The organism is Microbacterium sp. NPDC055357 (genome assembly GCF_053644835.1).
In genome coordinates, this window is record NZ_JBSHLZ010000003.1 from 1 (window position 1) to 20838 (window position 20838).

General features: G+C 64.0%; 19 protein-coding genes. 9 read left to right on the plus strand and 10 right to left on the minus strand.

The features are described from left to right. Positions 1-598 precede the first annotated feature (598 nt). On the minus strand, positions 599-2227 hold the full coding sequence (locus ACWICD_RS05280) for an FAD-dependent oxidoreductase (protein WP_454139522.1): 1629 nt from the start codon (positions 2225-2227) through the stop codon (positions 599-601). A 216-nt stretch (positions 2228-2443) separates the two neighbouring features. Here ACWICD_RS05280 and ACWICD_RS05285 point away from each other — a divergent pair, with 216 nt between their 5' ends. The 6 genes from ACWICD_RS05285 to ACWICD_RS05310 all read left to right on the plus strand — a co-directional run bounded on the left by ACWICD_RS05285 (position 2444) and on the right by ACWICD_RS05310 (position 9870). Further along, entirely contained in the window at positions 2444-4246 is a 1803-nt protein-coding gene (locus tag ACWICD_RS05285) for an NAD(P)-binding domain-containing protein (RefSeq protein WP_454139523.1), read from the plus strand. A 5-nt stretch (positions 4247-4251) separates the two neighbouring features. Then, positions 4252-5322 (plus strand): LLM class flavin-dependent oxidoreductase, encoded by a 1071-nt coding sequence (locus ACWICD_RS05290; RefSeq protein ID WP_454139524.1) that lies wholly within the window; start codon positions 4252-4254, stop codon positions 5320-5322. 132 nt (positions 5323-5454) lie between these two features. Beyond that, positions 5455-6258, plus strand: coding sequence for an SDR family NAD(P)-dependent oxidoreductase (locus ACWICD_RS05295; RefSeq protein WP_454139525.1), 804 nt, complete (start codon positions 5455-5457; stop codon positions 6256-6258). Between the two features lie 69 nt (positions 6259-6327). Further along, entirely contained in the window at positions 6328-7806 is a 1479-nt protein-coding gene (locus tag ACWICD_RS05300) for an alpha/beta hydrolase fold domain-containing protein (RefSeq protein WP_454139526.1), read from the plus strand. Positions 7807-7848: 42 nt separating this feature from the next. Continuing rightward, positions 7849-9468 (plus strand): FAD-dependent oxidoreductase, encoded by a 1620-nt coding sequence (locus ACWICD_RS05305; protein ID WP_454139527.1) that lies wholly within the window; start codon positions 7849-7851, stop codon positions 9466-9468. 24 nt (positions 9469-9492) lie between these two features. Beyond that, entirely contained in the window at positions 9493-9870 is a 378-nt protein-coding gene (locus ACWICD_RS05310) for an EthD domain-containing protein (RefSeq protein ID WP_454139529.1), read from the plus strand. Here the strand turns inward: ACWICD_RS05310 and ACWICD_RS05315 are convergent. From ACWICD_RS05315 to dctP, 3 genes are all read right to left on the minus strand, one after another. Then, positions 9867-11396 (minus strand): TRAP transporter large permease, encoded by a 1530-nt coding sequence (locus ACWICD_RS05315; RefSeq protein ID WP_454139531.1) that lies wholly within the window; start codon positions 11394-11396, stop codon positions 9867-9869. The two genes, ACWICD_RS05310 and ACWICD_RS05315, sit on opposite strands and share 4 nt — an antisense overlap. Next, entirely contained in the window at positions 11393-12016 is a 624-nt protein-coding gene (locus ACWICD_RS05320; protein WP_454139532.1) for a TRAP transporter small permease subunit, read from the minus strand. The genes ACWICD_RS05315 and ACWICD_RS05320 overlap by 4 nt, the downstream gene beginning before the upstream one ends. A gap of 85 nt (positions 12017-12101) precedes the next feature. Continuing rightward, positions 12102-13367 (minus strand): TRAP transporter substrate-binding protein DctP, encoded by a 1266-nt coding sequence (dctP, locus tag ACWICD_RS05325; RefSeq protein WP_454139534.1) that lies wholly within the window; start codon positions 13365-13367, stop codon positions 12102-12104. A gap of 292 nt (positions 13368-13659) precedes the next feature. Here dctP and ACWICD_RS05330 point away from each other — a divergent pair, with 292 nt between their 5' ends. Beyond that, complete coding sequence (locus ACWICD_RS05330; RefSeq protein WP_454139535.1) at positions 13660-14520, plus strand: TIGR03619 family F420-dependent LLM class oxidoreductase; 861 nt, start codon at positions 13660-13662, stop codon at positions 14518-14520. 59 nt (positions 14521-14579) lie between these two features. Here ACWICD_RS05330 and ACWICD_RS05335 read toward each other — a convergent pair whose 3' ends face one another. Next, entirely contained in the window at positions 14580-14900 is a 321-nt protein-coding gene (locus ACWICD_RS05335; RefSeq protein WP_454139536.1) for a 2Fe-2S iron-sulfur cluster-binding protein, read from the minus strand. Next, a complete protein-coding gene (locus ACWICD_RS05340; protein WP_454139538.1) occupies positions 14897-16174 on the minus strand; it encodes a cytochrome P450 in 1278 nt (425 codons plus the stop codon). Before ACWICD_RS05340 ends, ACWICD_RS05335 begins: the two co-directional genes overlap by 4 nt. Between ACWICD_RS05340 and ACWICD_RS05345 the strand changes: the two genes are divergently transcribed. Then, a complete protein-coding gene (locus tag ACWICD_RS05345) occupies positions 16155-17135 on the plus strand; it encodes an SDR family NAD(P)-dependent oxidoreductase (protein ID WP_454139539.1) in 981 nt (326 codons plus the stop codon). The two genes, ACWICD_RS05340 and ACWICD_RS05345, sit on opposite strands and share 20 nt — an antisense overlap. On the opposite strand, the gene ACWICD_RS05350 is transcribed toward ACWICD_RS05345, so the two are convergent. Next, positions 17101-17613, minus strand: coding sequence for a nuclear transport factor 2 family protein (locus ACWICD_RS05350; RefSeq protein ID WP_454139540.1), 513 nt, complete (start codon positions 17611-17613; stop codon positions 17101-17103). The genes ACWICD_RS05345 and ACWICD_RS05350 overlap by 35 nt on opposite strands. Before the next feature lie 59 nt (positions 17614-17672). Here ACWICD_RS05350 and ACWICD_RS05355 point away from each other — a divergent pair, with 59 nt between their 5' ends. Continuing rightward, positions 17673-18152, plus strand: a complete 480-nt coding sequence (locus ACWICD_RS05355) for a nuclear transport factor 2 family protein (protein WP_454139541.1) — start codon at positions 17673-17675, stop codon at positions 18150-18152. Positions 18153-18166: 14 nt separating this feature from the next. On the opposite strand, the gene ACWICD_RS05360 is transcribed toward ACWICD_RS05355, so the two are convergent. The 3 genes from ACWICD_RS05360 to ACWICD_RS05370 are packed head-to-tail and all read right to left on the minus strand — an operon-like array spanning position 18167 to position 20837. Continuing rightward, the gene (locus ACWICD_RS05360; RefSeq protein ID WP_454139542.1) at positions 18167-19393 is read right to left on the minus strand and encodes an NAD(P)/FAD-dependent oxidoreductase; all 1227 of its coding nucleotides are present in this window, start codon (positions 19391-19393) and stop codon (positions 18167-18169) included. Between the two features lie 8 nt (positions 19394-19401). Further along, positions 19402-19893 (minus strand): nuclear transport factor 2 family protein, encoded by a 492-nt coding sequence (locus ACWICD_RS05365; protein ID WP_454139544.1) that lies wholly within the window; start codon positions 19891-19893, stop codon positions 19402-19404. Positions 19894-19934: 41 nt separating this feature from the next. Beyond that, positions 19935-20837 carry an LLM class F420-dependent oxidoreductase gene (locus tag ACWICD_RS05370; RefSeq protein ID WP_454139545.1) on the minus strand — a complete coding sequence of 301 codons (903 nt, stop codon included), beginning with the start codon at positions 20835-20837 and terminating at the stop codon, positions 19935-19937. Between the last annotated feature and the right edge of the window lies 1 nt (position 20838).

Here is a 20838-nt window from a genome sequence, read left to right on the forward strand (position 1 = left end):
TTGATCGGTTCTCACTGACCCTCGCACGATGGCTCACCAACGTCTACGACGAAGACAACCCTGCCGAATCCTCCACCACTCCAGGGGACGTCACCTCGAGCCTCGCCGTCGTCGCGCCCAGTCACGTGAGTAAATGCGGGAGGCCTCCACGCACGAGCGGCCCTGTGCGTCGCCTGGGCACTCCGTCCTGCTGCGACATCCGGCAGAGTAGCCCCTGCGCGTGCCGTGTTGGATCGATATCCCGATCCCCTGCTTCCGGCGAGCGGCGTATCCCGACAGGTACGCACGCTGCGCCAGTCTGCAGGTCTGCATTCCAAGACCCGAGTTCGGGCACGACTCGTCCGTGCGGCACCCTCGTCGATAGCCTCCGGGCGTGCCATGAGTGAGGTTCACGCCCCTCGCGAGTTCGACGAGGCGAGCTTCATCCCGTGGCAGACGCAGTGAGCGCCTCACTCGCGATGCGACTGCTGACCCAGCATGGGCGATCGTCGCCTCGACGCATGTCAGCCACTCGCTGGATCCGTTCCAGCGACACCCGCCTCTGGACCGACAGCCCGCTTCGTAGCCTTCTGGCGATCCGTGAACGACCAGGGGACGCTCAGCCCGTCGGCTTGGACGCAGCGTGTTTCGCCGCGAGCCATGCGAAGGTCATGTTTGGCCCGAGAGTCCCACCAGGTCCCCCATATCCGGTGCCTGTCGGTGACGACGTGTTCCCGGCGGCATACAAGCCTTCGATCACATCGCCATCGTGATCAATCACCCGCGAATGAACATCGACTTTGGGCCCGCCCTTCGTGCCGATCGTGCCTGGTCGCAGCTCCATCGCATAGAAGGGACCGTCGGTGAGAGGACCAAGAGTGGATGCAGCGGTGCCCTTGTTCCACGGGTCGCCCCACCAGCGATCGTGTGCGCTCTGCCCGCGGTGGAATTCGGGGTCCTCCCCCTTCGCGACGGCCTCGTTCCAATCCCTGACTGTGCGGTCGAGCTCACCCGCATCGATGCCGAGGTTCTCGGCGAGCTGTCTCAACGTCGGAGCGCTGGTCAACCAAGGCGGAACAGTGCCGTCGTACAGGACGCCTCGCGAACCGTACTTTTTCAGATAGGTGTGATCATGGATGATCCACGCCGGAATGTTCGCGTAGCCGAACGCTGCGACGTCCTCCTGGTGGAATGCGCCTCCGAAGGCGTTGTAATTGGCGGCCTCGTTCGCGAACCGACGACCTCGTCGATTAACCATGATGCTCCGCGGACGCGTGCGGTCGCCGTTGATCATGTCAAGATCCATGTCGTTGATGCCGGGCGGAAGGATCGCGATCGGGATCCACCAGGCCTCCCGCATGTTCTGCAGCGCCGCGCCGACCTTCATCGCCATGCGAAGTCCATCGCCGGTGTTGGTCGGAATCGAAGCCGGCTTGTGCACCGCGCCGCGCAAGAATGCCGTGCGGTACTCCTCGTTCCACTCGAACCCACCCGTGGCGAGAATGACACCGCGAGTCGCGCGCACGACGCGTCGGCCGTCTCCGCCTTCGACGACGGCACCGCTTACACGACCCTCGTCGACAACGAGCTCCACGCCCGCCGTCGACGTCTCGATATGCACTCCCGCCGCGAGCGCTGCTCGAAGCAGGAAGCCGATGAGGCTCCCACCCTGACCGCGCTCATCGTCCGCCGCACGCCGCTCCAGTTCTTCGGTGCTCGGCGGCTTCGGCACACCCGCGCCGATCCCCGTCTCGTCCATGCGGAAGTGTGGGGAGTAGTACGGTGTGACCTCAACTCGATCCTGCCAGAGGCCGAGCTCGGCGAAGGGGAACAGCGGCGTCCCCAGTGTGCGGCCACCCTCGGGTTTCCCCCCGGGGTGCTCAGGATGGTAGTCGGGGAGACCGGGGACCGAATAGAACTCGAGGTCGGCATTCTGCTCCAGATAGGTCACCATCCGATGACCGTTCTCCACGAATGCGCGGATCAGCCTTTCGTCGACGAGACCTCTGCCGACGGCGAGCAAGTACGTCACGCCGTTTTCGACGCTGTCCTCGATGCCATGCTCCGCGATATGAGGGTTCGCTGGAATCCACACGTGTCCGCCTGACCATGCACTCGTCCCACCCACACGATCGTTCTTCTCGAAGAGCGCGACTCGCGACCCTTCAATCGCAGCGGTAAGTGCTGCGGTGAGTCCCGTTGCGCCGCTGCCGAGCACAACAATGTCGTAGGCATCCGTTCCAGACATTCCAACCTCCTCGTCGTGGCATGACGCTAGCGCATGTTCGACGCATCTTGCACATATAAAGCGACGTGGCGTCTCGTTATTTACACAGTTTACGCAACGTACCCTTGACGGAGGAGGATTAGTCAATCTAATCTGTGCGTATATAGACGCACGCTGTGCGTCATATGCACGACACCGTCGAAGTATGCCGACGCAGCACTGCACACAAGGACACTCATGACCTACACGCTCCCCGCTTCGACTCAGCGCGCCGAGGATGACATCGACGTCGTTTTCACCTCATGGCTCGCATCGTTCACCCAGGCGCTTGAAAGCGGCGACGCCACCAAGCTCGCTCCCCTCCTGGCCGATGACGTGACGTGGCGCGACTTCATGGCATTCCCGTGGGACTTTCATCACACGATCGGTCAGGAGGAGACGGCATCCCGTCTCACCGAGTACACGCGAGGCTGGCACGCGGCAGGCTTCCAGCCCCACGGCGAACAGGGACCGTTCGAGTCGGCCGGTATGGTCAACGGCTTCTTCGATTTCACAACGCTGCACCGCAACGACCGCGGGTATGTACGGCTTGTCCCCTCCGCGCGCGGCTGGGTCGCTTCAGTGCTGCAGACTCAGGTCGTCGGCCTCCAGGACTTCCCGGAGCGCTCCGGGCATCTCCGTCCCGAAGGAAAGGTCTACGGCATCGTGCCGGGCCGCACCCGCTGGGCAGACGACCGCGCCCGGGAGGCCCGCTTCGACGACGAAGATCCGGCAGTGCTCGTCCTCGGCGCAGGACACAACGGCCTGGCGTTGGCCGCGCGACTTAGCGCGCTGGATGTCCCGACCCTCGTGATCGACAAGGAGGCGCGAATCGGAGACACCTGGCGCAAGCGCTACGCAGCACTGGCGTTGCACAGCAGCGTTCACGGCGATCACCTCCCCTACATCTCACTGCCGCCTACGTGGCCGGCCCACGTGCCCAAGGACAAGGTCGCGGACTGGCTCGAGTCGTACGCGACGTTGCTGGATCTGAATGTTTGGACGAGCACGACATTCCTCAGTGGTTTCTATGATGAGGTCACTCAGCGCTGGACGATCCGCCTCCGCCGCGGAAACGGCACGATCCAGATACTGCACCCGCGTCACTTCATCGTCGCGGGCGGCCTGTTCGGCTCACCGAAGATCCCCGAGATCCCCGGGCTCGAGGACTTTACGGGTCTCGCCGTGCACTCGGACCTATTCCAGGATGCCGCGTCGTTCACAGGCAAGCGCGCCCTCGTGATCGGCGCGGGCGTGAGTGGCCACGAACTGGCGCACGACCTGTGGGAGCAAGGCGCCGAGACGACCATGGTGCAGCGCTCTTCGACGTACGTCGTCACGTACGACACTTACCACAAGCACTGGGCTTCGCTCTTTCACGAGGACATGCCGCTCACACCAGACCTCGCTGATCAGATCACGTACGCCCTGCCCAATGAACGCTCCGACGAGATCAACAAGGAACTCGTGCAGTTGGCGAAGGAAGACGATCGGGAGCTGCTGGAGAAGCTCGAGTCCGCCGGCTTCAAACTCAACTGGGGAATCAACGGCACCGGCATTCTCGGCAACCACATGTCAGGCAAGGACAGCTACCAGATCGACATCGGCGCATCCCAACTGGTGGCTGACGGCCGCATCCGCCTGAAACAGGGCGTGGAGGTCACAGAGATCAGGGACGGCAAGACGGTCGTCTTCAGCGACGGTTCCGAACTGGAGGATGTTGACCTCATCGTTTTCGCAACCGGGTATCACCAGTTCTGGGGCCACATCAAACCGGCCCTGGGCAAGATGGCCGACAAGATCGACAAGGCGTACGGTCGCGCCGCGGACGGTGAATACGCCAACACATGGCGCCGGTCGAGCCAGCCTGGTCTCTGGTTCGCGACGGGATTCATCCGGATGGCGCGCTTCTATACGCCGTTCACGACGCTCCTCATCAAGGCGATTGAAGAAGGACTCGAGCCGATCGATCCCGCACGTCCCCTCGACGACGCAGACTGACGCGCGTGGAGCTTTGGCGGGCAGGCGGGCGAGACACGATCAGCCTCGATCCGGGATCCGTTGAAGCGGAGGGCTGGGACGGCCAGATGTTCATGGACTCCCAATCACTCGGCGCAGATCCATACGCTCTGATGGGGTTCTGGGCGGCACGCACGCAGAGGCTTCAACTCGCACCGGGTGTGACCAATCCGCTGACGCGTCACCCTGCGGTCACGGCGGCTTCCGCAGCGACGACGCAGATGCTGTCGAACGGCCGGGCCGTCCTGGGTATCGGTCGGGGCGACTCCGCGCTCGCGTATCTCGGGTACTCGCCCGCTCCCGTGCGGCGGTTCGAGCGGACCCTCGACCGGATACAAACCCTGCTCGGCGGCGGTGAGGTTGCCTTCGGCGGCGACGACCTGCGTGCTCAGGTTGCTTCCTCGGACAGGCTCGCGCTTGGAGATCGCCCCACCGCCGCCCGCCTGACATGGCTCCCCGACAACCTTCCCAAGGTGCCGCTGGACGTCGCAGCGACAGGCCCGCGGGTCATCGAGATCGCTGCACGCCTCGCCGAGCGCGTCACGATCAGCGTCGGCGCGATGCCGAAGCGTGTGTCGTGGGCGATCGAGGTCGCCCACAAGTCGTCCGAGCATGCAGCAACAGCCCCCTCGCTTGGTGCACAGGTTGTCGTCGTCTGTCACGCACGTCCCGACGAAGTCGTGGATGCCGCCGCTCGACTGGTTCTTCCGCTCGCACGATTCCAGGTGCTGCAGGGTCGTGCGCAAGGCCCTGAGGATGACACCGATGCTTATGCGGCCGTGCGGCGCGGCTACGCGATGACCAAGCACAGCGATTTCGAGTCCGAGAAGCTCGTAGACCAGAACCTTGACCTCGACTTCGTCCGTCGCTTCGCGATCATCGGCACACCGGACCAGTGCACGGCGCGACTCACCGCGCTTGCAGAACTGGGACTTCACCGATTCGTCATCTTCGGACCGGGCTTCTATAACGACGGCGAGAGAGGTGCCAGTCTGTTCTCGAAGGAAGTCATGCCTGCTGTCCGCGAGTGGTCCATGACCCACGTCGCGCACGAGTGATAGCCAACCTCGGTCGACGTTGCGTTCATATATAGAACGCGCTTGCGCGATAACTGACCACCTGTTACGGTCTGAATAGTGCCATCCAGGTGAATTCCATGGCGCTCACGAAACTGACCGAGGAGGCTCGACGTGGGAAATGACGACGTTCTGTCGCGAGGAAGGCTCGCCGGCAGGGTCGCGATCATCACCGGTGCGAGCACCGGTTGCGGTCCCGTGATGGCGCGGACGTTTGCAGCCGAAGGGGCCAGGGTCGTGTTGGCCGCTCGACGCGAGAATCTGGTCGCCGAAGTCGCGGAGTCGATCGGCGATGCTGCGATCGCCGTTCGCGCAGACGTCACCGAGGAAGCCGACGTCGCACGTATGGTCGATCGGACGCTCGAGACTTTCGGACAGGTGGACATCCTCCTCAACAACGCCGCTGTTCCAGGCGTGGACAAATTCATCTGGGAGCAGGAGCTCGACAACTGGAACGAGACGATCGCGGTCGACCTGACCGCGGCGATGCTGTGCACTCGAGAGGTCCTCAAGCGCTCCATGCTCGAGCGTGGGAGCGGATCGATCGTTAACTTCTCGTCGATCGCCGGCTGGACTGCGGCACCCCGGAAGTCCCACTACGTTGCGGCCAAGGCTGCTCTCCGTGCGCTCACCAAGAGCACCGCGAACGAAGTCGGTCCCTCCGGCATCCGATGCAACTGCATTGTTCCCGGGGCCATCGACACAGAGCTGTGGCGCAATTGGATCGCTCGCATGGCGGCGGAGCGCGGCGAGGAGTACGACGCCGTGCAGACCGAGATGGTCCAGGGATATCCCTTGCGCACGATCTCCAAGCCAGAGGACATCGCGAATCTCGCGCTCTTCCTGAGCAGCGACGAGAGTCGCACGATCACCGGACAGTCGATCAACTGCGACGCTGGCGCCTATATGGCGGGTTAGGCCGGAGCACGAATGACCGTCGAGATCCTGACTCATAGCCTTCTCGATGGCGTGGCCGTGCGATGCTATATGCCTCCACGTGAGCAAGGTGCGTCCAGGCCCATCGCGCTGATCGTCACCGGCGCGGATCCCAAGCCATCCTCGGAGTTCGCGACGGAACTCGCATCGGTCGCGAACGCCGTCGTCGTGGTCGCCGACATCCGATGGGAGAGAACGGGGCAGACCCCGATCGATGACGCGGACCGGATACTCCAGTGGGTGCGCAGCAACCACGAACGCCTCGGCACTGACCCGGCACGCGTCGCCATCGTCGGCGAGGGCGCGGGCGCGCAGATCACGACCGCGCTCGTGGAGCGAGTGCGCGCTCGAGGCACTCGCGAGTTCACCCTGCACGTGACGGCCGGCTCCGAGAGCGCAGGACACGCACTCGTCGTCGCCGACGACGCCACCGGCGCCCTCGCGGTCTCGGGCGATCAAGAGAGCAAGGCGCTTGCCCGACAGATCCGCTCTTCGCTCGATGCCCTTGACCACGAACGCATCGCTTCGGGTGCGGCGGCCCCGCCTCCCCCCGCGCTCGACATCGACTGCCGAGTCGAGCCCGCGACCCGGAAGTTCCTCGATCATCTCGCGCGCTGGGACGCCACGAGCATTGCGACGATTCGACGCGCGTACGGTGCGCTCCCCCGGCCCACCGTTCCACCCGCGGACCAGATCACCCGTGTCGACATCACAATCACGAGCGCCGACGCGTCGTGGGAGATTCCCCTGCGGATTCACCGCCCGACACAAGCGGCGGGGCCGCTCCCCGCCGTCGTGTATCTCCATGGCGGCGGCTACATCATGGGCACGATCAATGAGAATGACGATCGACTCGACCAGCTCGCACTCGAACTCGACTGTGTCGTCGTCTCCGTCGACTACCGCCTCGCTCCGGAACATCCGTATCCTGCGGCCCTGGATGACGCAGCGGCCGCCTGGCGCGCCATCCGCGCTCGAGCTGCCGACTTCGGTATCGATGCCCGACGCATCGCCCTCGCCGGGTCCAGCGCCGGAGCAGGCCTCGCCGCTGCCCTGTGCATTCGGTTGAGGGAGCGCGGCGAGCGTCAGCCATGCCTCCAGGTGCTGGTCTATCCCATGCTCGACGATCACGAGCACGCGTCCGTACGCGCTCTGGAGGGGGGCGCCGGCCACTGGGGCCTTTGGCCGCTACGCGCGGAGCGGCTTGCCTGGGCCGCCTATCTGGGCGACCTGGCAAGTGCCGACACACCTCCGGCAACCGCTGTGCCCGGACGGGCGACTCGTGCGCAGCTCGTAGGACTCGCCCCCGCGTTCATCGGGGTCGGCGACGTGGACGCACTGGTCGACTCGAATCTGCTCTATGCCAAAAAGCTGATCGCCGCCGGTGTCACCACCGAGGTGCACGTGTACCCGGGTGTCATCCATGGCGGCTTCGTGCCGCGCCCCGTCACCGAGGGCACCCGACGGTTCCTCCGCGACGTCTACGGTGCGCTTCGACGAGCACTGCACGATCGCTCCGCGGAATGCTGAACGTTATCGACCGATCTGAATTCCCACGAGAAAGTATGTGACATGGACGACTCTTACGATGTGGTTGTTCTCGGTTCCGGCGCCGCCGGACTGACGGCGGCACTCGCCGCGGCGGCCATGGACGCACGCGTCGCCGTGCTGGAAAAGGCGGATCTGCTCGGCGGCACCACTGCACTGTCCGGCGCGGGCATCTGGGTTCCCGGGAACCATCGGGCGAGAGACGCAGGAGTCGAGGATTCGGTCGAGCTGGGGCTCGAATACCTGCTCAGCCTCTCGAACGACATGATCCTTCCCGAACTCGCCGAGGCTCTGCTCCGTGGCGGTCCCGAGTTCATCGACTTCCTCGAGTCCGAAACCGACCTCGTGATGCAGCTGGTCGAGGGCTATCCGGACTACCACACGGAGCACCCCGGCGCGCTCCCCGGAGGCGGACGCACCCTCGAACCCGGGCTGTTCTCGTTCACCGGTATGGAGGCTTGGATCGACCGTATCGGTGGCGACGTCCGCCGTGCAACGCTCGTGGAGATGCCGCTCGGCGGCGGCACAGGAGTCATTCCCCCCGACGTGGTCACAGCGCGCGAGGAACACCACCAGGAAGGGCTCGGTCGCGCACTCATCGGTGGGCTCCTCAAGGGTTTTTTGGCACGCGGCGGCGATGTCTTCACCGGTGTGAAAGGGAGTCGTCTCGCGACGACGAACGGCGCGGTGACGGGAGTCGAGATCGAGTCGGAGAGCGGCACCCGCACCATCAGCGCCCGAGCCGTCATTATCGCGACGGGAGGCTTCGAATACGATCGCGATCTTGTGCGCGCCTTCCTTCGCGGTCCGATCACACGACGTGTCGGAGTGCCCTCCAACACGGGGGACGGACTGCGCATGGCTATGCGCCTCGGTGCCGAACTCGGCAATATGCGTGAAGCATGGTGGTCACCCGTCATCGCAGTCCCCGGCGAGCGCCGCGACGGTGGCGAGAACGGTCTCCTCGTCGCGCGAGAGCGGGCGCTGCCCGGTTCCATCATCGTCAATCGCGCCGGTCGCCGCTTCGCGAATGAAGCGGCCAACTACAACGCCTTCGGAGGCGCTTTTCACCACCTCGACGAATCGCGGCTGAGCTATCCCAATCTGCCTGCGTTCCTCCTCTTCGACCAGTCCACGGTGGACCGCTTCGGTGTGCTCGGTCAGGCGCCGGGAGCGCCGGTGCCCGACTGGATGACGCGCGCCGACACCCTTGAGGAGCTGGCCGTGGCATTGGGGGTGGATGCCGCCGAACTCGCGGCCACGGTGACCGATTTCAACGCCCACGCACGGAGAGGCGTCGATCCCGACTTCTCCCGCGGCCAGAGCGCCTACGACCGCTTTCCCGGCGGTCGCATGCTCGATCCGGACTCACCCCACTCCACACTCGGCCCCCTTGAGACAGGGCCCTTCTACGGCACCGAGATCTATAGCTCCGCGCTTGGCACGAAGGGTGGCCCCCGCACCGATGCCTCAGGTCGCGTGCGCCATGTCGATGGACACATCATCCCCGGCCTATACGCCGCGGGCAACGCAGCGGCGAGCCCGTCGGGAATGGTCTACGGGGGCGCCGGCGGAACGCTGGTGGTCGCCGGCGTGTGGGGCATGAATGCCGGCAAAGCCGCCGCCACCGATGGCCTCGGCTGATTCGTCTGGAGAAAAGAGGCCGAGATGAAGAAGATCGTCTCGTTGATGCGACGCCGCGAGGGCATGACGAGGGATGAGTTCCGCACCTACTACGAGACCGTCCATGTGCCGCTCATCACCCGATTGGTGCCCGGCTGGGTCGATTACCGGCGCAATTATGTCGTCGATCAATCGCACCGGACGGCACACCAGCCGACAGAGCGAGCGCTCGATACGTCGGTCGACGTCATCACGGAGATGACCTTCTCGGATGAGACGGGGTACCGACGTGCCGTCGATGCACTCTCCGACGCCAGCACGGCCGCTGTCATCAGCGCGGATGAGGAGAGGCTCTTCGACCGCAGCCTCACGCGCACGTTCGTCGTCGACGAGTTCTCGTCCACGGCGCCCACCGCCGGCTAACCACCCAACGACACTTCCGGCAGCCATGTTGCGATCTCCGGGAAGAGAATGAGCAACACGATGAAGACGAGGCACGCGCCGATGAACGGCAGCACTCCACGATAGACGTCTCCGATCGTCATGTTCACGCCCATACCTTTCGTGCTCGACTTCGCGATCGAGAGGACGATGAAGTTGAGCAGACCCAGTGGCGGCGCGATGATGTCGATCTCGGCGATGATGATGAAGAATATGCCGAACCAGATCAGATCGATGTCCAGGGCTTCGAGCGGTTCGATCAGCAGCGGCACCGTGAGCAGCATCATGGGGAGCGACTCGAGGAAGATCCCGAGGAACAGATAGACGGGGATCAGGAGCAGAAGGAAGCCCACCCGTTCCAGGCCCATGTCGATGACAGCATCCGCGAATGCCTGCGCAAGTCCACTCAGTGCCATCACCCGAGTGAGGATCATGACGCCGACGATCAGGAACAGGATCGCCGCGACTGCACCAATCGTCTCCAATGCCGTGCCACCGTAGAAGTCCGCAAGCTCGCGGCCTGCACCGCGTCGACGCGGTGCATCGGCAGCTCCCGCCGCTAGACGACGGTCCTGCCGTCGTCGCAGGAGGATCGCCCCTGTGCCGAGCGCGAGTGTCGCGAGCGCTCCGAACGCACCCGCCTCCGTCGCTGTGAACACTCCGAAGTAGATGCCGCCGAGCACGATGATAGCGACGACGAGGATCGGGAGAAGACCCGGCAACGAGGCGAATCTCTCCAGCCACGTGTAGTGGCGATTGTCCCGCGGTGCGGCGTTCTTGCCGAAAAGAGCCCAGATGACGACGACGATCGTGAAGAACGTCGCGAGGATCAGTCCGGGGATGATCCCGGCGATGAGCTGCTGACCCGTCGATGTCTGTGCAACGCCCGCATAGATCACCAGCAGGATGCTGGGCGGGATGAGCTGGCCGAGTGAACCCGCTGCCGCCACCGAGCCGGCGGCGAGTCTCGGCGAGTACCGCTCGCGGATCATCTCGGGAATGGCAACACGCCCGAGCGTGTAGGCGATGCCGATCGAGCTTCCGCTCGTCGCCGCCAGGCCCGCGCCCGCGAAATTCGTCGATATCGCCAAGCCTCCTGGCAGCCAGCCCAGCCAATGCCTCGCGGTGTTGAACGCATGCCCCATCAGTCCGCTCTTGCTCATCGCGATGCCCATGAGCACGAACATGGGGATGACACTGAACGACCACGATGCGAACGTCGACCACACCATGTCTTGCAGCGTTCCGGCGAGTCCTCGCGGACCGACGAGGAGAAAGAGTCCGAGGAACGCGGGCAGCGTCATGGCGACCCCGATGGGTACGCGCAGCAGCATAAGCCCGAGCATGATCAGCACGGTGAATGCGCCGATAAGGAGGCGATCGAGGCCGGGGATGAGCAGCACGATGATCATGGCGACAGTGATCGCCGCCGTGATGATCACACCGATCCGCGCGCGCTGGGCGCGTGGGTGCGGTCGGGGAACGATGACTCCGATGTTGAGCGTCATACTCGCCCTCCGCTCGTGCTGGCTTCGGCGACGTCGCTTCGGAGCCCCGTCGGAACGATGTCTTCGTCCTGCTCCTCGATGTATGCCAGCACTTCGTCCTCGTCGTCCGGATGGAACTCGGGCACCGTGGCCGCCCGCACCAGCTGCGCGATGACCTGAAGCGTGAGTCCGATGAGGCCCACGACGAGAACCCATCGGAAGAGCCAGGTCGGCAGCCAGGGAGAGGTGATCGGGTGCTCGAGGAGTCCTGCACTCGTAATCGCGCGTTCCATCCCGAACCACGCCAAGGCTGCGACCGTGCCGAGCGTGAGGGTCATTCCGACGATCTCGACGATGCGCTGCAATCGCGGGCTACCACCACTCGTCAGCAAACCGACTCGGATGTGCTGGCCTTTCAGGAGCGCATAGCCGAGGCCGAGCGACGCGATGGTCGGCATCCACGCGAACTGGACGAGGTCGATCGTCCCCGGCAAGGGACGGAAGAACATTCTGCCGACGACGTCCGCAACGACGTTCACCATAAGGAGCATCGACGCGACTCCTCCGACTACGCCGAGACCAGTGCTCAGCCTGTCGATCCAACGCAGCCACGCGAACTCTTCGACTGATGTCGTTGTCATTCCAATGCTCTCTTCCTCGAGGACCAGTCGAGCCACACACTCGGCGCCCGGGTCCGGCATGCGAACACGAGCGCCGAGGGATGCATCAGCTCTTCGGCATTGTCGGCACGACCCATTCCTCCCGGAACCGCTCGTAGAAGTCCTCGAGCGTCAGATCGCGAAGCTCCACGAACGAACTTGCGAGCGCATCGGGGTCGGACTCTGCGACAGGGTATCCGAGTTCCTCCAGGATCTTGACCCACTCCGTACGGGTGCCCGTCACCTCGTCGATGGCAGCGACAGGGTCGCCGACGCTGGCGGGTGCGCTGGTGACCATGTCCGCGAAGCCGACTTCGCGTGCTTCTTCCACGACCGGGGCCAGCTGAGTCACATCGGTCACCGTCACCGTGCCATCTGCCAGGAGGTCGCCGAACGCCGCTTCGTTTCGGAAGTTGGCGAGCACGCTCTGGTAGATCGCGTAGCCGCCGGCCTCATGAATCACCTGCTGCACTTGGAATGGCAGTGACTCCCAGAACTCGAGGTTCATGGCGACGCCGGAGAAGAACGGCTGCGTGATCGCGAGCGGCAGGAAGTCTTGCGCGACCTCGTGGAGGCTGAGCGGAGGCCACGCACCCACCGGCGCGAGGTGGCAGTCGACGACGCCGCGCTGGATCGCTTCGTACGACTCGCCGTAGGCGACGGTAACGGGGACGGCGCCCAGCGCCTCGACGACAAGCGTCTGCGCCGCACCGCTCGCGCGGATCGGCACACCCTGCATCTCGCTGACCGTCTCAATGGGCTCGGTGCACAGCGCCATCGTCGTCGGTGACGCGGTGTACCAGATCGGCTTCAGGCCATTTGCGGCGAACTCGTCCGTGATGGGCTCGAAATCCACCGTGAGTTCGTAGCTCGCGACCGCACCGGCCGCGATGTCCTGGACCGGGGAACCGATCACTCCGAAGCCGAAGTCGGCGACCCAGTTGGAGACGGGAAGCTCCTGCGGGAAGTTCGCCGGGTGGAGCGAGCCCATGTCGGCGATGCCGTCACGGAGGCTGGGGAGCACATCCTGCGCAGCGATCAGCGATCCCGACCAGTAGTTCTCAAACGTGACCTTGCCCTCGGTGTGTTCAGTGACGTACTCCTGGAACGCAAGTGTCGTCTGGCCGAACACCTCCTTCTCACCAAGAAAGTCAGCGTGGCGAATGACGATCGGATCGATCTCATCCCAGCCGACCGTCTCGCCGGGTTCCGACGAACCATCACCGGGCTCTGTCTGCCCTGAGCAGCCTGCGAGGAGCGTGAGTCCGAGCGTGAGCCCGACCGCGAGCGGCGCGAGCACCCTCCGGCGCGCTCGTGAAGACGAGAATTCCATGTGATGAGACCTCCACGGTGTCACGACACTGAGCTTTGGACGACTTCATCCAATGTGCCCGAAGCATCCTTGATTCGAGTGATTTGGCTGGGTTACTCCTCGATTCACAGTTCAAATCGAGAGCGCTATTTGATAATACGAGTTCGCTATCTGATCTTCAAGAGGTATTCGAGAAGTTTAATGCAAATTCTGCACATAGATGTTCCATAGATGCTTGCAGGCGCGACTGAACTCTTCCATAATCGATCCCGGGCCGGGCACTGTGAGGCTCATCCCATGAAGGAGCCACGTCATGAAACTCGCCGTGCACTTCGGTGCTCACGATCTGACCGCCGACCCCGGCCAGGTGGCCTACGAAGCGGAGATCCGCGGATTCGACGGGATCGTCTTTCCCGAGCACACTCATATGCCGGTCGAGCACGGCCTCGCACCATACTCCGGGACGGAGGACCGGATGATGCACTATCGACGCATCTTCAATCCGTTCGTCGCAATGGCGTGGGCGGCGGCACGGACGACCACGCTCTCCATCGGCACCGCCGTCGCGCTCCCCGGCGAGCATGACCCCATCATCCTCGCGAAGACTCTCGCATCCTTGGACCATCTGTCGAAAGGCCGCATCGTCTACGGAGCCGGCTTCGGGTGGAGCGAACAGGAGATGATCGATCATGGCGTCGACCCCAAGCGGCGGCGCGCTGTGGCCCGAGAGAAGCTGCTCGCGGTCCAGGCGATCTGGTCGGAGGATGAGGCGTCCTACTCTGGAGAGTTCGTGAACTTCCCTCCCGCATGGAACTGGCCCAAGCCTGACTCCTTGTCCCGCGTCCCTATATTGATCGGCGCCAAGGGCACCGATCGGGTGTTCGATCACGTCGTGGAGTACGGCCACGGGTGGATCCCGTCTGTACGGGAGGACACCGCAGCCTTCGCGACCGATGTTGCGCGACTGAAGGCGAAGGCCGAAGATGCGGGCCGGGACCCCGAGTCTCTCCTCATACACGCGATGGCACCCAACCGTTCCGTGCAACTGCTCGAGGGGTTGCGCGAAGCAGGAGCGCACCGCGCCATCTTGCATCTTCCGTTCGCGGGACTCGATGACGTTCGCATACGCCTGGACGAATACGCTCGCGAATACCTCCCACGCTTCACAGACTGATGCAAGAGAGGTTGCCTCGGCCGACGAACGCCCGAGGCAACCTCTCGCGTGTCGCAGCCTTAGGGTGCGGGTGCGATGACGATCTCCGCGTCAGCCAGGCCGTCGCTGACGATGATCTGGCAACCGAGCCGGCTACATGATCGATAATCGCCCATCGTCGACTCGAGCAAATCGGCTTCGTCGGCGGATGGTGGCGGGAGCAACTCCTGAACGTCAGACGGCACGTAGACGTGGCATGTCGCACAGGACAGCTCACCCCCACACTCCCCGACGATGTCGGAGATGCCGTTGAAGACCGCGACACGCATGAGTGACTCGCCGTCCGAGGCATCGACCGTCCGGACCGAGCCATCCCGGAGTACGTAGCGGATAGTCGTCATGACGCAGACCCGATCAAGGTGCTGCTGCGCGCGCTGGGCGTGTAGCGCACACGCAAGGTGTTGAGTCCGTGAGACCCCCTGTCCGCGATCCAATCGCGATCATCGTCGACGACTTCGAGGTCGGGGAACCGTTCCAAAAGCCTGGGAAAGAAGGTCGCCAGCTCCAGCCGCGCGAGAAAGCGGCCGAGGCACAGATGGACCCCCGACCCGAATGACAGGTGATCGTTAGGCGTGCGAGTGATGTCGAACCGCTCCGGCTCGGTGAACTGCCGCTCGTCCCGGTTTGCCGAGATCTGGAACCCCACGACCCAGTCTCCCGACCTCACTCGCTGTCCTCCGAAGTCAAAGTCGCGCGTCGCCACACGAAGTCTCGTCTTCGCCGGCGAGGCGGCACGCAGCACCTCCTCGACCGCACCCTTTGCGACGCCCGGGTCATCAAGCAGAAGTCGCGCCTGATCCGGGTTCTCGAGAAAGAGGAGTGTACCGACCGCGATCGCATTCCGAGTCGTGTCCAACCCGCCCGCGATCATGGTCGTGAACCAGACCTTCAACTCATGGATGCTGAGCAGGTCGCCGTCGACCTCCATCTTGCCGATGATCGTGGCGAAGTCGTCGCGCGGGTCCTTGCGGCGCTGCATCGCCAGATCTGCACAGTAGTCGAGAAGCTTTTTATGTCCCGTGAGAGATGTCGTGACCTCGTCATCGTCGATCATGTAACGCGGGTCCGCCGCCGAAAGGAACTGCCACGAGGCCTCCGCGAGATAGTCCCAGTCCTCCGGCGGCACGCCGAGCATTCTCAGCACGACCATGGCGGGCACTCGCGCGGCCACGTCTTCCACGAGCTCGCATTCGCCCCGTTCGGCGATCTCGTCGAGCACCTCATCGACGATCTGGTCGACTTGATGCGACAGACGCGACATCGCCGGAAGTGCGAAGTGCTTGTTCATGGGGCGGCGATACAGGTCGTGCATCGGGTCGTCATTGGTGGCTACTTGAACGTCCCAACCCTGGGCATGGCGCTCCTCGGGCGTACGCCGCTTAGGTGCCCTCGGAACTCGCGTATCCCACCGCGAGCTGAACTTGTCTGGCGAGTTCAGGTACTCCTTGACATCGTCGTAGCGGGTGAGAGCCCAGTAGTCCTTGCCATAGTTGCGATCGTGGGTCCAGTGGACCGGGTCCTCGTCGCGCAGCTGCCTGAACGTCTCATGGATCTCCCCGGTCTTGTACCACATGGGGTCCAGAAGACGGTCGTCGATGTCCGACCAGTCAGTCATAATCACTCACTTCCTCGTGCGTAGTGCATATAACGGAGACAGGCGATCTTATATTGCACTACGATCGATAGTATGCCACCGCCTACAAGCCGACAAGCATCCATCCCACGTGAGGAGACACCAGATGTCACCGCTTCCCGAAGACCAGCCTGTGGATTTCACCGCACTCCACACGCTTGCGGGCAAGGTGATCGTGGTGCTCGGCGCGGGCCAGGGCATAGGTCGGCAGACCGCACGCGGTGTCGTGGCTTTGGGAGGACGCGCTCTGTGCGTCGACCGCTCGGAGGAGCTCGCGTCCGCCGTCGCACGAGAAGTCGGAAGCGAGTATTACGTCGCCGACCTCACGGAGCCCGATGCTGTTTCGCAACTCTTCACCGAAGTCGCTGAGAACACCGGCGGCAGGATCAATGGTGTCGTCGATCTTGTCGGTGGCTCCGCGTTCCACCCGATCATGGAGCCATCGTACGAGGTGTGGGAGCGGCAGCTGGCACTCAATCTACATCAGGCCCGCTACGTGATGCAGCACTCCTATCCGCTCCTCAAAGCCAACTCCGGCGGAGCGATGGCATTCGTGTCGTCGGTATCCGGCCTGCACGGCGCACCGGATCATTCCGCCTACGGAGCGTCCAAAGCGGCGCTCGTGTCGCTCGTCCGTTCTGCCGCGATGGAGTTCGCCCACAGTGGCGTGAGGGTGAACGCGGTTGCGCCCGGCGTCACGTTGACGGAGCGTATCCGCTCCACCAGCGTCACGAGTGACGACCGGTCGCTCTACGAGCGTCAGGTCTCGAAGATCCCGCTCGAACGATTCGCCGAACCTCACGAGATCGCGTCTGCCCTCATATTCCTCCTCAGCGATGCGAGCTCCTACATCACGGGGCAGACGATCGTCGTCGACGGCGGTGTCGGCGCTGATACGCCCTTCTTCATCAACCCTGAGATCCGTCGCTCGACCGAGTATTGACCGCGAGCGCACGGCGACCGATCTGACGCGCTTCCTCGAAGAGGCGCGAGTCACCGCGCTCCCAGTTGACAGTGAGGTCGATGACGAAAATCTTCCATCCTGATCGAGTCCGTCTCGCATGGTTGACATAGGTTTCCCCGACCGTGCACTCGCTCTCCCCCGCATCGGCGACGAAGTTCGTCGCCTCCTGGATGGCGCGATAGACGGCCAGATCTCCTTCGACATCCACTCTCACGTTCGCCACTTTGTGTGACGTTCGAGCGATGCCGGCGAACAGCGTTCTGTTCCGGTCGGTGAGCACGTCAGCCAACATCGGCACGCGCTGCGCTCCCAGCCCCACGAATCCGACTCCATCACCCGGGCGGAGTGCAACATCTACCCGGTCGCTCAGCAATGACCGGTAGCGGACCCAGTCCCGCCGATCGATCGCGTCGGCGTAATCGAATGCGAGGCGCCGGACATCCGCTTCGTCGGTCATGCATATAATGCTATCAGTGGTGCCATATATGCCCATCGCATGAGAGACAAGAGTGACCGATGGCCGCTGCTCCGAGCAACCTGAGTAACGAGATGGCCGTCGAGCGAACCGTATATGACTACGCGGCCGCGCTGGACGGCCGCGACCTCCCGCTGCTGGCATCCGTTCTCGCTGACGACGTTGAGGTGTCGGTCCTCGCGCAGGATCAAGAGACGCTCGGACCGCTCTCCCTGCCGCCGCGTCAATTCACCGCAGCCGGCATCGCGACGCAGTATGCGCGCATCTTTGACGGACTCGCGGGGACGCACCATCAGATCACCAACGTGCGCGTGGACACTGACGGTGCCCGCGCCACGGTCGCGGCGCATCTTCAGGCGACCCATTTCCGCCGAGGCGCACCGTCGCCCGAGTACACCGTCGGAGGGTTCTACACCCTGGCACTCGAGCGAGCCGAGTCGAGGTGGCGTCTCACCCGAATCCATCTCGTGACGGCCTGGGAACGGGGGGACCCGGAAGTCCTCAGCGACCGACTTCGGTGAGCCACCCGTAAAGATCACGCGAGCAGTGAGGCAAGATCCTCGGCCTCGGCGATTTCCGTCGCCGTCACCGTGCTCGAAGCCTCCACGAGACGCCGCCCGCGTGTGAAGTCGCGCACAGAGTTGATGCTGTCCAGCGCCGCTACGCGGCCGCCCCGCAGGTACACGACCGCGAATGCGCTGCTCTCGGGATCGCCTCGCACCACGGCCTCGTCACCCGGTGCCATGAGTCCTGCCGTCTGCAACTTCGTATCGTACTGATGAGACCAGAACCACGGCGCCGCGACACGGACAGGGGGCGCGCCGACGATCGCCGACGCAACCGCCCGCGCCTGCGCGGTGGCGTTGGGCACCGACTCCAATCGCGCCGCCTTCGCCTCGGCGAAGGCGTTCTCCGCGAATGCACAGTCTCCCGCGGCATAGATCCCGGACATGTTCGTCCGACCGGAGGAGTCCACCACGACACCGTTGGAGCACTCCACACCGGCCGCAGCGAGCACGTCTACATTCGGCGCGATACCCACTCCGACGGCGATGAGATCGGCAGCAAGCCGCTCGCCATCCACCAGGATGACCTCCGTCGCTGTCCCCGCCCCAACGATCTCGCGAACCCCTGTGGCGAGCCGGACGTCAACTCCTCGTTCGCGGTGGAGTCGGAGAAAGTAGTCGGACACAACGGGGCTGGTCACTCTTGCCAAAAGACGATCCGTCGCCTCGATCAGTGTCACCTGGATTCCCCGGCTGCGAAGCGCTGCGGCGACCTCCAATCCGATGTATCCTCCGCCGACGATCACTGCGGAGGAGGCCGTGCGGGCCCGGTGCTGTAGCGCAATCGCATCATCGAGATCGCGCAGGCGATGCACGCCCTTTAGAGCGCCTCCCTGGATCGGGAGCCGGCGCGCGGAGCCGCCCGCCGTCCAGACGAGGTTCGCGTAGCCGTACACGGCGCCTCTCTCCGTGCGAACCTGCCTAGCGATGGGGTCTACCCGAACGACGCGCTCGCCCAGATCGAGCGAGATGTCCAGGGAGTCCCAATGGTCGTCCGACCGCAGCAGCAGCGACTCGGCTTCCTGTTCGCCCCGGAGGAAGCCTTTCGACAGGGGAGGTCGTTCATACGGCATATGAGGTTCATCGCCAAGGAGCTTGATCGATCCAACGTAGCCGACCTGGCGAAGAGACTCCGCGACGTGAACACCGGCGTGGCCGGCACCCACGATCACCGTATCGAGCATCGTCACTGCCATGCCCATTTCTACGGGTGCGCGAGACTCATGAGGTCGTGCGATGCAGGTGACCCGTCCAGAAGCCGGTTCACCCGATCGACGACGCGCCAACCGGCGTCGGTTCGACGAAGAGTCCAGTGATTGATCGCCGCGCGGAGGAGGATCCACCTCTCATCCTCCCGCCGGATGACGAAGGAGTATGCGAGCGCGTCCGCATCGTCATCCGTGATGTGCACGGTAGGTGTCGCGGTGAGGTGTGCGGAGCCCGTATGGATGAGCTCCTGGTGCCAGTCGGCCTCGTACACTCCGATGAGCCCGGCGGGCGCTTCGACTCTGCTTCCATCCCCCACTCCACCAGAGAAGGAGTATCCGCCACCTTTGACCCACAGATCAGCGGTTGCGGTCGCGCTTCCGCTGTCGGCAAGTGGTCCATAGGCGTTCAGCAGATTGAGGATCGCAAGATGGTCCTCTGCCTTGCGCAGTCGTCCTTCGAGGTGACTCAGTCGTTCTTCGATATCCATCGGCTGCTCCTTCATTCCTCGGCCTGTTTTCCCTTGCGCCATCACGCGAGCGCAGCGTCCGCCCGATCGCGAATCTCGGCGAGGAGGTCGATGTGCCGCGTGAGCGTCGTCAGACCATGTCGCGCCGTCGCGACCGTGATATCGGTGGCACCCGCGTCGCGAAGCCGCGGAAGCACATCGGCGATGTCATCGATCGTGTGGCTGCCCTCATCGGTCGGCAGGAGGCTGAAGACTGCTCGGAAGTCATCCTCCTCGCGACCCTCCTCCCGCAGCAGTTCACGGACCCGGCTCCATGACTCCAGAGCTGGCGACGAGAATCCGTACCCGAAGATGAAGCCATCCGCGAGTCGTGCGGCTCTGCGGAACGCGATATCGGAGGAGCCGCCGAGCCAGATCGGGATTTTCGATCCCGGTCCGGGGAAGACCGCTGCCTCGACGATCTGGTCGAACTCCCCCTGAAAGGTCGTCGGATCTCCCGTCCACAGCTGGCGCAGATAGGGGATCTGCTCGTCGATGCGCCGACCTCGACGCCGGAAGTCCTGGCCGAGAGCCTGGTACTCGACGGGGTTGTATCCGATCCCGACGCCGAGCCGAAGGCGGCCACCGGAGAAAAGCGCTAGATCCGCGGCCTGCCGGGCAACGAGCGCGGTCTGTCGCTGAGGAAGGACGAGGATTCCCGTCACGAACTCGATGCGCTCCGTCAATGCCGCGAGGTGACTGAAGGCGACGAACGGGTCGTGGAAGGGGTCTCGCTCGTTGTAGGCGCGAACCGGCAAAGGAAGATCGCGATCGATGCCGTGCACGGCGTTGACGGGGTGATCGAACATCATGAGGTGGTCGAAGTTCAGCTCTTCGGCCGCGATCCCGAATTGGCGATACGCGGTCGGATCGCCCTTCAGCTCACTCTGCGGGTAGGCGACGCCGACACGAAATTCGGGAGTCATG

Bases quoted from the DNA above. Each gene is read 5' to 3' on its own strand.
- dctP (WP_454139534.1), bottom strand. From the start codon at position 13,367: ATGGAATTCTCGTCTTCACGAGCGCGCCGGAGGGTGCTCGCGCCGCTC.
- ACWICD_RS05330 (WP_454139535.1), top strand. From the start codon at position 13,660: ATGAAACTCGCCGTGCACTTCGGTGCTCACGATCTGACCGCCGACCCC.
- ACWICD_RS05370 (WP_454139545.1), bottom strand. From the start codon at position 20,837: ATGACTCCCGAATTTCGTGTCGGCGTCGCCTACCCGCAGAGTGAGCTG.
- ACWICD_RS05285 (WP_454139523.1), top strand. From the start codon at position 2,444: ATGACCTACACGCTCCCCGCTTCGACTCAGCGCGCCGAGGATGACATC.
- ACWICD_RS05305 (WP_454139527.1), top strand. From the start codon at position 7,849: ATGGACGACTCTTACGATGTGGTTGTTCTCGGTTCCGGCGCCGCCGGA.
- ACWICD_RS05350 (WP_454139540.1), bottom strand. From the start codon at position 17,613: ATGACCGACGAAGCGGATGTCCGGCGCCTCGCATTCGATTACGCCGAC.
- ACWICD_RS05280 (WP_454139522.1), bottom strand. From the start codon at position 2,227: ATGTCTGGAACGGATGCCTACGACATTGTTGTGCTCGGCAGCGGCGCA.
- ACWICD_RS05345 (WP_454139539.1), top strand. From the start codon at position 16,155: ATGTCCGACCAGTCAGTCATAATCACTCACTTCCTCGTGCGTAGTGCA.
- ACWICD_RS05340 (WP_454139538.1), bottom strand. From the start codon at position 16,174: ATGACTGACTGGTCGGACATCGACGACCGTCTTCTGGACCCCATGTGG.
- ACWICD_RS05365 (WP_454139544.1), bottom strand. From the start codon at position 19,893: ATGGATATCGAAGAACGACTGAGTCACCTCGAAGGACGACTGCGCAAG.
- ACWICD_RS05355 (WP_454139541.1), top strand. From the start codon at position 17,673: ATGGCCGCTGCTCCGAGCAACCTGAGTAACGAGATGGCCGTCGAGCGA.
- ACWICD_RS05320 (WP_454139532.1), bottom strand. From the start codon at position 12,016: ATGACAACGACATCAGTCGAAGAGTTCGCGTGGCTGCGTTGGATCGAC.
- ACWICD_RS05315 (WP_454139531.1), bottom strand. From the start codon at position 11,396: ATGACGCTCAACATCGGAGTCATCGTTCCCCGACCGCACCCACGCGCC.
- ACWICD_RS05310 (WP_454139529.1), top strand. From the start codon at position 9,493: ATGAAGAAGATCGTCTCGTTGATGCGACGCCGCGAGGGCATGACGAGG.
- ACWICD_RS05360 (WP_454139542.1), bottom strand. From the start codon at position 19,393: ATGGCAGTGACGATGCTCGATACGGTGATCGTGGGTGCCGGCCACGCC.
- ACWICD_RS05335 (WP_454139536.1), bottom strand. From the start codon at position 14,900: ATGACGACTATCCGCTACGTACTCCGGGATGGCTCGGTCCGGACGGTC.
- ACWICD_RS05300 (WP_454139526.1), top strand. From the start codon at position 6,328: ATGCCTCCACGTGAGCAAGGTGCGTCCAGGCCCATCGCGCTGATCGTC.